The organism is Bartonella sp. AP57NXGY (assembly GCF_042195805.1).
Lineage (GTDB): Bacteria > Pseudomonadota > Alphaproteobacteria > Rhizobiales > Rhizobiaceae > Bartonella.
Genome location: NZ_JBHIOZ010000675.1, coordinates 1 through 543, shown reverse-complemented (window position 1 = coordinate 543; position 543 = coordinate 1). Strand labels below are relative to the sequence as shown.

Here is a 543-nt window from a genome sequence, read left to right as displayed (position 1 = left end):
GGTTGGCACATCTTATACATGTGGTTCAAAGAATCCGCACCGGCTCAAGAGCTTATCATCTCAAATTGCAATTTTTAGAGGAAGAGAAAATATGCATTAAAGGGATTTTAAATGACCCTTGAAAGTTTTGCAGATCCTTTGAAAAAATAAATTGATGCAAAACCTGCTTTCAAATTATACAAAACCCGATGACAAGCTACAATCATTAAATACTGGCTGGGGAACTTGGATTCGAACCAAGATTGACGAAGTCAAAGTCCGCTGTTCTACCATTAAACTATTCCCCAATAAGCCAATTTTACTATCCCTAGCAGATTCTATAGTGCATGCAAGCGCAAAAAATCTTTATGATTATCGATAATAAAGAGCGATAGGGATGTCATTAATTGTTTTGATTTGAATATCGACATCATAAATGTCTTTAAGAATTTTTGGTTGCATAATTTCTTTTGGAGTCCCACAATAGGCCGCTTTCCCATTTTTCAATGCAACAATCATATCTGAGTAAGATGAGGCAAAATTAATATCGTGCATAACAATAAG

General features: G+C 35.0%; 1 tRNA gene and 1 pseudogene. Both read right to left on the bottom strand.

Features of this window, described 5'->3' with window-relative positions:
• Nucleotides 1-213: 213 nt before the first annotated feature.
• A tRNA-Gln gene (locus ACFIL8_RS12600) sits at nucleotides 214-287 on the bottom strand.
• A 64-nt stretch (nucleotides 288-351) separates the two neighbouring features.
• A pseudogene (locus ACFIL8_RS12595) lies at nucleotides 352-543 on the bottom strand (iron ABC transporter ATP-binding protein); the annotation flags it as partial.